The 8,012-nt window shown below is 70.6% G+C and carries 8 protein-coding genes and 1 rRNA gene; 5 read left to right on the plus strand and 4 right to left on the minus strand.

All coding sequences use genetic code 11. The features are described from left to right. Positions 1-133: 133 nt before the first annotated feature. Positions 134-250: ribosomal RNA gene (gene rrf / locus JXZ78_RS37435) — 5S ribosomal RNA — on the plus strand. 193 nt (positions 251-443) lie between these two features. Here rrf and JXZ78_RS37440 read toward each other — a convergent pair. After that, complete coding sequence (locus JXZ78_RS37440) at positions 444-1,085, minus strand: TetR family transcriptional regulator (protein WP_167745468.1); 642 nt, start codon at positions 1,083-1,085, stop codon at positions 444-446. 730 nt (positions 1,086-1,815) lie between these two features. Between JXZ78_RS37440 and JXZ78_RS37445 the strand changes: the two genes are divergently transcribed. Together JXZ78_RS37445 and JXZ78_RS37450 are read left to right on the plus strand one after the other, a co-directional pair. Next, positions 1,816-2,679, plus strand: a complete 864-nt coding sequence (locus JXZ78_RS37445; protein ID WP_030023430.1) for a helix-turn-helix domain-containing protein — start codon at positions 1,816-1,818, stop codon at positions 2,677-2,679. 233 nt (positions 2,680-2,912) lie between these two features. Beyond that, positions 2,913-3,977: a thiolase family protein gene (locus tag JXZ78_RS37450; protein WP_050502898.1), complete on the plus strand. Its 1,065-nt coding sequence runs from the start codon at positions 2,913-2,915 to the stop codon at positions 3,975-3,977. A gap of 69 nt (positions 3,978-4,046) precedes the next feature. Here JXZ78_RS37450 and cynR read toward each other — a convergent pair whose 3' ends face one another. Continuing rightward, positions 4,047-4,958, minus strand: a complete 912-nt coding sequence (gene cynR, locus JXZ78_RS37455; RefSeq protein WP_030023433.1) for a transcriptional regulator CynR — start codon at positions 4,956-4,958, stop codon at positions 4,047-4,049. 145 nt (positions 4,959-5,103) lie between these two features. Here cynR and JXZ78_RS37460 point away from each other — a divergent pair, with 145 nt between their 5' ends. Together JXZ78_RS37460 and cynS are read left to right on the plus strand one after the other, a co-directional pair. Then, positions 5,104-5,715 carry a carbonic anhydrase gene (locus JXZ78_RS37460; protein ID WP_030023434.1) on the plus strand — a complete coding sequence of 204 codons (612 nt, stop codon included), beginning with the start codon at positions 5,104-5,106 and terminating at the stop codon, positions 5,713-5,715. Between the two features lie 57 nt (positions 5,716-5,772). Next, positions 5,773-6,243: a cyanase gene (cynS, locus tag JXZ78_RS37465; RefSeq protein WP_238783646.1), complete on the plus strand. Its 471-nt coding sequence runs from the start codon at positions 5,773-5,775 to the stop codon at positions 6,241-6,243. Here the strand turns inward: cynS and JXZ78_RS37470 are convergent. Next, entirely contained in the window at positions 6,203-7,324 is a 1,122-nt protein-coding gene (locus JXZ78_RS37470) for a BUD32 family EKC/KEOPS complex subunit (RefSeq protein WP_050502899.1), read from the minus strand. The two genes, cynS and JXZ78_RS37470, sit on opposite strands and share 41 nt — an antisense overlap. Positions 7,325-7,529: 205 nt before the next feature. Then, positions 7,530-7,859 carry a putative quinol monooxygenase gene (locus tag JXZ78_RS37475; protein ID WP_030023440.1) on the minus strand — a complete coding sequence of 110 codons (330 nt, stop codon included), beginning with the start codon at positions 7,857-7,859 and terminating at the stop codon, positions 7,530-7,532. Positions 7,860-8,012: the final 153 nt, after the last annotated feature.

Raw genomic sequence — 8,012 nt, forward strand, 5'->3', positions numbered from 1 at the left:
TATGGAAGCCCGGTAACGGGTGGAGTTGACTGGTACTAATAGGCCGAGGGCTTGTCCTCAGTTGCTCGCGTCCACTGTGTTAGTTCTGAAGTAACGAACTCGCCTTGCCGGCTGGAGTTCAACTTTATAGTGTTTCGGTGGTCATAGCGTTAGGGAAACGCCCGGTTACATTTCGAACCCGGAAGCTAAGCCTTTCAGCGCCGATGGTACTGCAGGGGGGACCCTGTGGGAGAGTAGGACGCCGCCGAACAATTTTTGATAGTGGGAAGCCCCGCACCGTATGGTGCGGGGCTTTCTGCGTTGTGCGCCCAGACCCCGGCCGGCGCAGGGCGCTCCGCGCCGTACACGACCACGACCAAGGCCCTGCCGACTCACCCGGCAGGGCCTTTCGTCTGTGCGGACACCGGCCGGAGCCGGCGCGGACTCCGTACCGGAGCCCGCCCTCATGCGGGCACGAGCATCGTGTCCGGGGCCGAGTCGACGGAGATCCGTTCGCGGAGCAGCAGGCCCCGCTCGGGGGAGTAGTCCACCCGTGCCAGGACGCCGGGCGTCGCGACGCCCGGCAGGGTGTAGGTGAAGAAGTTGTTCATCTGCGTCTTCACGGCGTGGGCGTCGCCCGACGTGAGGCTTTCACCGCCGACCCAGTTCGTCATGAACAGCGAGGCGACGGCCGCCAGCTCCACCCCGGGGAGCAGTTCGCCCCCCTGCTGGGCCCGGAGGAGGGGCCGGGTCACGGTGGCCTTCCACGAGGCCCAGGGCGAGGCCCACGTCCGCGTGGGCTCGTCCAGCGCGGCGAGCTGGAGGGCTGCCTTCACCTGAGGGTCCGCCTGTACGCGGTGGGTGAGCAGCAGGCCCAGGTCGATCCATTCCTGGAGGGCGGGCGCACCGGAATTCCGCTCGACCCCTTCGGTCAGGTCGACCGCGAGGATTCCCTCGGCCAGCCCTGCTTTGGAGGAGAAATGGTGATACAGCGCGCCGGCCGTCGAATGCGCGCGTGCTGCGATCTCGGTGACGGAAGCCCGGTTGTATCCTCTTTCGCTGAAAACCTGGCTGGCGGCCGTCAACAACCGTGCTCGCGTCTTCACTGCGCGTTCCTGCATCTGTGCCTTCTACTTCTCGGGCCCCTTTGACGGAGCAGCCTGCCTTTTGTGGGGCTTCGCCGAGCCGGTTGTACGCGCCGGTAACGGCACTCGGAGCCTTTTACAGGCGTAGGAGACGAGAGGCGAGGGGCGCGATACGGCGGGCGGAGACTTGGCCGAGTCGGGACGACTTGAGCGGCGGTAACCGGGCGGAGAACGCCGACGAGCCACCAAAAATGATCTTGGTGGCGTTCTGTTCCGCGACGGTCATGTCGTCCCTCGACGGGGAGTCATTTGCCGTGTTTTGCTGCTTAATTCTCCATGCGATCCCCTCGAACGCCGGGCGTCCGTGAAGCCGTCGCCGCTCACTGTTCTGCCGTACTTCTTCGCGAGCGGTCCGGGTTACCGGTGAGTGCGCACCCACCGGGCCGGTCCGCGGCTCATGGGCGGAGCCGTCGTGGACCAGTACGCTGATCGGCCGTGGCGGGCCCCGTCCCGAGCGGGACCGCCTGCCGTGAGCCGTCCTGGGGACGGATGACCGCGGTGGACGGACCCTGCGCGTCTTGGACGCCGAGGTGTGCCGGCTCCACGCGTTCCTCCTTCCGCACACAAACCGGACGGCCTGTTTCCTGCCCGTCTCTCATCCTGAGATCCGGTCGTTGAGTAATCAAGGGCCACGCCTGGCTGGGAGTTTCCGACCGGTCGCGTGCCGTTCCACAGGAAGACTCGATCGCACATGCTCTCCACCTACCGGCCGTCCAAGGCGCAACTGGAGGCGTTCCGGCTGCTCTGCCGCGCCAAGCGGAGCGCCCTGAAGCCCGAGGACGTCGGCCTGCCGAAGCGCGTCGCGCAGCGCGGCCCCATCGTCCCCGGCCTGACCCAGCCGGAGGTGGACACCCTGATGAACCGCGGCTTCAACACGTACGCCCGGTACGAACAGGGCCGGCGGGTCCCCTCCCCGGCCTATCTTCTCGAACTGGCCGTGGCGCTGCGCTTCAAGGAGAGCGAATACCGGCAGGCTCACATGGATCTGTACGGAACGACGCCCGCTCCGCTGGATCCCGAGGCCGGACTCGATGTGACCCCGGACTACAAGATAAAGATCGAGGGTCAGCAGGCCATCTCCTACCTGAACGACCACCGGTGGAACCTGCGGTACCACAATGAGGCATTCCGGCAGATGATGCCCTCCGGCAAGGTTCCGTCGAACATGGCCGAATGGTTCCTCTTCAGCGAGGAGGCCCGGAATGTCCTGGCCGGGTATTTCGAATTCTGGGCGCCCAAGCTGGTCCCGCAGTTCCGCGCCTCCGTCTCGGCCTCTCCCCATGACCCGCATCTGCTGCGGCTGCGCGATCGGCTGCTGCGGGACGAGCGGCTGTCCGTCATCTACAACCAGGGTGACAACGCCTACATTCATCCGGATGGTGACCGGCGGCCGATGAACCACGGCACGCGCGGATTCGGCTGGGCCGTGATGCTGTCCGCCCGCCCCGAAGCCTCGCCGCTCTTCCGCGAGATGACCATAAATTTCTATCCGGATCCGGCTGTGGCGATACACACGGCCCACGCCGAGAAGAATGCCGGGAGGATGGGCGTATGACCGTCCGCAACGCCTCCTTCGAGCCGACCGCCGCAGCCGGCGTCACGGAGCGGCACGACGTGCCGGAACACCGACTCGGCGGCCACCACGTCCCGGGGCAGGTTTCCTGATGCTGAGCGATTTACGTCCCGCGGGCCCGGCACGGTGCCGCCGTCAACTGATGATCATGCGTCCGGTCCGCGGTCATGCGCGAACCGGTGCCACCCCCTACGCGCATTTCCAGGAGACACCCAGTGGCGTACGTCAACCGACCCGGCATAGCCGAGGCCCCCCACGTCATCCGCAACGAGCCGATCGTGGAGGACATCGCCGCCTGGGCCAAGTGGGACGAGGCCGACGGCCCGCAGATCCGGGCGAAGAAGTACCGGGTGGCGAAGGCGGCGGCCGCGCGTATCGCCGACCGGACCGGTGTCTGCTACCGGCGCTTCACCGAGCCGCTGGCCGATGTCGCCCGCACCGTTTCGATGCGTGAGCGCAACGACATCGCCGTGGCCGCGGTACGGGACCTCGCCGTCACCGCCGCCCGCCGGGCCCTCAGGGCCGCGGGCATCACCCCCGCCGACGTCACCGGCATCATCTCGTTCAACGCCACCGGCGACCGTACCCCCGGCCCGGACGCCGCGGTCGTGTCCGCCCTCGGGCTCGACCCGAACATCGTCCGTATCCCGATGACGCAGCTCGCCTGCGCCGGCGGTGCACATGCCCTCGGTCTCGCCGCCCACGTCATCCGGCCGGGCGACCGGTTCCTCGTCGTCGGCGCGGAGAAGCTCAGCACCTCGTACCAGCGCAGCGACAACAGCAACATCGAGCACACGGCGTACAAGCTGCTCTTCGGGGACGCCGGGGCCGCCGCTGTCGTGAGCCACGAGAAGCTCGCCGACCCGGGCATGGTCATCGAGGAGACCTGGCAGCACCTGGTGCCGGACTCGCTCTCCGCCTACGCCACCCGGCACGAGCCCGACGGCCTGCACTTCGACAGCACCAAGGAAGCCCTCGACGCGGTCTCCGCCGTCCTGCCGCACCTGCCGTGGCCCGGTAGGGAGGCGGAGTTCGCCGTACTGCACCCCGGCTCCCGGAGGATCCTCGAACTCGTCGAGGAGCAGGGCGGCGTCTCGCACGAGGCGGCTCGCCACTCGCACGAGACCCTGGCCAACGGCGGCAACACCGGCGGCCCGACCGTCCTGCGCATCCTGGACCGCCTCCACGACGACCCGCCGGCCCCCGGCGCCCGGGGGCTGATGCTCGGTTTCGGCCCCGGCTTCTGCGCCGCCGCCTCGCGGACCCGCTGGGCGGGCTGACGGCCCGGCACGGCGGGGGCGCCCGCGAGGGCCGTCCCGCGCGGCCCTCGGACGCGCCCCGCAGGCCCCTCACGTTCGCTCCGCCCCCTCCCCGTGCTCCCGCCCCCACTCCCGGGCCAGCCGCGCGAAGGCGCCGGACGCGGCGCTGCGGTAGGCCGTCTCCCGGTACAGGAGCGTTACCGTGCGGGCGGGGAGCGCGGGGGAGAGGGCGACGGGGTGAAGGCCGGGCTGTTCGCGGGTGATGGCGTCGGGCAGCACGGTGGCCAGGGGCGTGCGGCGGATCAGTTCGGTGAGGGCGGTGATGGAGTTGGCCTCCACCGCGATGTCCGGCCGTACCCCGTGCTCGCCGAAGTGCGTGTCGATGTGCAGGCGGGTGGCGAAGTCCGCGCTGAGCAGCGCCAGGCGGTGGTCGCGCAGGGAGCGGATCGGCAGCGGTGCCGTCCGGCCGGCGTAAGGGTGGGTGGGGCCGACGACCAGGCTGAGGGACTCGGTGAACAGCTCGGTGCCGGTGACCCCCGGCAGGTGCGGCCCGCTGAACGCGATGCCGAGGTCCAGCTCGTCCGCCAGCAGCGCCGACTCCATCAGCTCCTGCGGCATCTCGCGCAGGGTCAGCGAGATGCCCGGGTGCCGGGTGTGGAATTCCCCGGCCAGCGGGCCGACGAGGTACGCGGTGAACGTCGGCGTGGTGGCCAGGCGCAGCGTCCCGCGCGACAGGTCCCGTACGTCCAGCACGGCACGCTCGGCCGCCTCCAGGTCCCGCAGCGCGCTGCGGGCGTAGTGCGCGTACGCCGCGCCGGCGTCGGTCAGCCGCACGGTGCGGCCCGTACGGTCCAGCAGCTGCACCTTCAGCGTCCGCTCCAGCTGTCTGACCTGCTGGGAGAGCGTGGGCTGCGAGACGTGCAGGGCTTCGGCGGCGCGGGTGAAGTTGGCGTGCTCGGCCACCGCGAGCAGATAGCGGAGGTGGCGCAGTTCCAGGGCCATGGCGGCCACTGTAAGCGGTGCTGCGCAGCAGCTATAGGCAGCGCTGATGGCTGCTATGAGTTGTGCGTCTTGGACGCTATAGCGGCAGGTCACGCATGGTGGAGACATCGGCTTCCCGGCCGGTTCCCCTCAGCAAGGAGTGGCTGTGCACCCCGACCTCACCGACGGCGTCCGGCGGTTCCGGCGCGACGTCCACCCCGCCAGAGCGGCACTTTTCGAGCGGCTCGCCGGCAGCCACCGGCCGGGCGCCCTGTTCATCGGCTGCTCCGACGCCAGGGTGGTGCCGGAACTGCTCACCCAGTCCGGTCCCGGCGAGCTGTTCGTGATCCGTACGGCCGGGAACCTGGTGCCGGTGTACGGGCCGGCACCCGACGCGGTGTCGTCCAGCATCGAGTACGCGCTCGCGGTGCTCGGCGTGCGCGACGTGATCGTGTGCGGGCACTCCGGGTGCGGCGCGATGACGGCCCTGGCCACCGGCGAGGACCTCACCGGGCTGCCCGCCCTCGACGGCTGGCTGCACACGGCCGGGCCCGCCGGCCCCCGTACCCCCGCGAGTGATGCGGGGACCGAGGCGGCCGTCACGGCGCTGGTCCACGACAACGTCACCGCCCAGCTCGCCCACCTGGCCACCCATCCGTCCGTGGCCCGCGCCCTCGCGCGGGACACGGTGTCGCTGCACGGCTGGACCCACGACATCCGTACCGGAGCCGTCGACGTCCTCGACCCGCGCAGCGGAACGTTCACCCCGCTCTCCTGAGCCCCCTGCCGGGCGCGGCCCGGACGGGCCCGCCCCCGCCCCCGAAAGGACGCTTCCATGCCCCACGCCCAGCTCGACCCGCAGGCCCGCCAGGACCTGGCGCTCGCCGTCGTCGAGGCCAAGATCCGCAAGGACCTCACCTGGCAGGAACTGGCCGACGCCACCGGCCTGTCCGTCGCGTTCGTCACCGCCGCGCTCCTCGGCCAGCACGCCCTGCCCGCCGACGCGGCCCGGGCCGTGGCCGAGCGCCTGGGCCTGGACGAGGCGGCGGAGCGGCTGCTGCGGACGATCCCGCTGCGCGGCAGCATCCCGGACGGCATCCCCACCGACCCCACCCTCTACCGCTTCCACGAGATGCTCCAGGTCTACGGCACCACCCTGAAGGCCCTGATCCACGAGAAGTTCGGCGACGGCATCATCAGCGCCGTCAACTTCCGCCTGGACATCCAGAAGGTCGACGACCCCGAGGGCGGCTCCCGCGCGGTGATCACCCTGGACGGGAAGTACCTCCCGGCCACGCCGTTCTGATCCCGTCGCCGGTCTCCCGGCAGGCCCGGGCCAGTGCGCCGGACGGGTACGGGGTTTCCCTGCTCTCGTCCCGAAGCCTGCCGTGGAAGTCCGTCAGTACGGCGGCGAGCGGCGCGTGACGGGCGATGACCGCCCTGACGCCCAGGGGGCCGGCCGGTGGGCCGGCCCCCTCGGCGCACGCGCGGACGAGTGCCTCGCGTTCCGAGCGCCCGTGGCCGTACAGCGCGGTGATCAGCCATAGGACCAGGTGGGTGACCGTGTAGCAGCGGTCGTAGGTCCGGTGCTGCTCGAAGAAGCCGGTCTCGGACGGTGACAGGTCGAACCGGGAGGAGAGCGCGAGCCCGAAGTCGGCGAAGTACAGGCGCCGGCCGTCGGTCAGGATGTTCTGGAAATGGGCGTCGAAGTGGAGCAGCCCGCGCGCGTTCATGAAGGACGTACCGGCCTTCAGCTCCCGCTCCACCAGGGCGCAGGCCCGGTCGGCGGCCGCGTCGTCCGCCTGTACCTGTTCGGTGAGCCAGTCGTGCAGCGTCCGGGGGATGTACTCCATGAACAGCGCGATGCTCGCGGAGGACCGCCGAAGGCCTTCGATACGGCGACGTATCCCTGGCCCGCCTCCCCAGTACGCCACGGCGCTTTCCACGTCGGCGAGTTCGTCGGCGAGGGCCGGTGGGGTGTCCGGCAGTACGCGCCAGTGGTACAGCAGGGGAAAACCCCCGTACTGCCCTGCGAGCACCCAGTTGGTCGTCATGGTGTGCGCGGCGAGTTCCCGCCACGCCCCGAAGCCGGGCGAGCCGATGCCGTACTGGCAGAAGGCGGGCAGCCCGAACAGGTCGGCCGTGGAGCGCTGGTGCTCCGGCAGGCGCTCGACGTCGGTGAGCGGCACCCGCTTCACGAAGACCGGCGTACCGTCGACCCGCAGCAGCGCCGACTTCCCGCCGATGCCGGTGCCCAAGGGCGTACCGGGTTCCAGGAGTTGGCGCAGCTGGTGATCGCTGCGCAGGGCGAGGGACGTGGCGACGGAGCTGTAGGCGGTCAGGCGCGCCGTACCCGAGGTCCCTGGCTGCCCGGCCGCTGTTCGCATCGGAATTCCGACCTCGTCCCCGCCCTGAGCGGCCGCCCGTCGCGGCCGCCGTCCCCGCAGCCTAGGTGAGAGCCGGGACGTCACGGCCACCGGAACCCGCGGAGCCCCGCCCGTCGGCCGCGCGATCCTGAGCGCACGGCCGACAGGCGGGGCGGGGACGGCGCGCGCCGGCGTGCTGTGCGCCGTCGTGCTGCGCCCCGGCGGATCAGGCCTCGCGCGGCGCCAGCTCGCCCATGGGGCCCCAGCCGTCGGCGTCGATCTCGCTGCTGATGATCTGCGGGGTGGTGGCGATGGCACCGGCCATCGCCTCCAGGCCCGCCTTGAAGTGCGCGGAGTGCACGTGCTTGTCGCCCGCCTCCCGGTCGGCGAAGCCCTCGACCAGGACGAACTGGCGCGGGTCGTCGACGCTGGTCGACCACTCGAAGAACAGGTTGCCGGGCTCCTGCCGGGTGGCCTGCGTGAAGTCGTCCACCAGCGACAGCCACGAGTCCTGGTACTCGGGCCGGACGGTGAACTTGACGACGATGAAGATCATGCTGGCTCCTGCGCTGGTACGGACCGGCTGCGGCTGCGCGGCCGGGCGGGCTGCCGCCCGCGTCGTCCCCCATGGTGGGCGTCCCCGGCCGCCCGCCGAAGAAGGATCGCCGCGCATTCCGGCCCTCCCGGAAAATCCGCTGCCCCGGGGCAG

Source organism: Streptomyces monomycini (assembly GCF_022271435.1).
Classification (GTDB): Bacteria; Actinomycetota; Actinomycetes; order Streptomycetales; family Streptomycetaceae; genus Streptomyces; species Streptomyces monomycini.

Excerpts from the sequence above, each read along its gene's own strand:
- JXZ78_RS37470 (WP_050502899.1), bottom strand. The coding sequence starts at position 7,324 with ATGCGAACAGCGGCCGGGCAGCCAGGGACCTCGGGTACGGCGCGCCTG.
- cynR (WP_030023433.1), bottom strand. The coding sequence starts at position 4,958 with ATGGCCCTGGAACTGCGCCACCTCCGCTATCTGCTCGCGGTGGCCGAG.
- cynS (WP_238783646.1), top strand. The coding sequence starts at position 5,773 with ATGCCCCACGCCCAGCTCGACCCGCAGGCCCGCCAGGACCTGGCGCTC.
- JXZ78_RS37475 (WP_030023440.1), bottom strand. The coding sequence starts at position 7,859 with ATGATCTTCATCGTCGTCAAGTTCACCGTCCGGCCCGAGTACCAGGAC.
- JXZ78_RS37445 (WP_030023430.1), top strand. The coding sequence starts at position 1,816 with ATGCTCTCCACCTACCGGCCGTCCAAGGCGCAACTGGAGGCGTTCCGG.